Here is an 805-nt window from a genome sequence, read left to right on the forward strand (position 1 = left end):
AGCGCCGGGCGAAAAAGTGGGAACCGGTTTTTCGATAAGCCGGCCCACCAGATAGAATCTACAGCATCGGGCGATGCGAAGTTATCGCCCGATCCTGTATTCAGAGCGCAATGGGGCGGACGGAGAGGCGACGCCGTCATTTGCGGCAGGCCCCCTCCCCGCCCATGCTCCGCCGCGACAGGAATGGCTATGACCATAAGAATGGCATTCGCCGTCACCCCCACCGTTCATGATGACGATACTGTGCACCCCTGCGCGCACGTCCTCTCCCGCATCGGCCATCATGGCTGGGGCGCCAACCGCCGCGCCAAAAGGCGGCTCACCTGCACGAGCACGCGGCTTCTCAGCTTGACGCAGGTCCCGACGCAAAACGCCCCGCCGGATGATATCCTGGCGGGGCGTTTTGGTTTTGATTGAAGAAGAATGCTTGTTTTTGCGATTGGCAGACCTGGCAGCGACCGACTTTCCCGCGTCTTGAGACGAAGTATCATAGGCGCTGGGGCGTTTCACGGCCGAGTTCGGAATGGGATCGGGTGCGGCCGCCCCGCTGTAACCACCAGGTCGGCCAATCGCAAAATGTTAGCTTCGAGAAGCTTGGCCTCAGGCGCCGGCGCGAGCATCCGCTCGCTTGGCTGACGTCCCTTCGGGACGCCGCTTCGTTCGAAGCGGGGCTGTCCTCGCGATGTTCGCCCTGACGGGCGAGCGCTCGAACGCGCCATTTCCTGAAGCCTGGTCTTTCGTTTGCTGCTTGGCAGCAGCTATTTTTTCCAATCACCCTGTCCGAACTGCCGCCGTCCGAGCCCCG

General features: G+C 62.0%; 1 protein-coding gene and 1 rRNA gene. One reads left to right on the top strand and one right to left on the bottom strand.

Annotation, left to right across the window (positions count from 1 at the left end):
* The first annotated feature begins 201 nt into the window (after nucleotides 1–201).
* Nucleotides 202–417: a hypothetical protein gene (locus J6595_RS12995; protein WP_209595000.1), complete on the top strand. Its 216-nt coding sequence runs from the start codon at nucleotides 202–204 to the stop codon at nucleotides 415–417.
* Between the two features lie 29 nt (nucleotides 418–446).
* On the opposite strand, the gene rrf is transcribed toward J6595_RS12995, so the two are convergent.
* A 5S ribosomal RNA gene (gene rrf / locus J6595_RS13000) occupies nucleotides 447–561 on the bottom strand.
* Between the last annotated feature and the right edge of the window lie 244 nt (nucleotides 562–805).

It is taken from the genome of Jiella mangrovi (assembly GCF_017815135.1).
Taxonomy (GTDB): Bacteria; Pseudomonadota; Alphaproteobacteria; order Rhizobiales; family Rhizobiaceae; genus Jiella; species Jiella mangrovi.

What these genes read in the sequence shown, in the direction of transcription:
- J6595_RS12995 (WP_209595000.1), top strand. Translation starts at nt 202, where the DNA reads ATGGCATTCGCCGTCACCCCCACCGTTCATGATGACGATACTGTGCAC.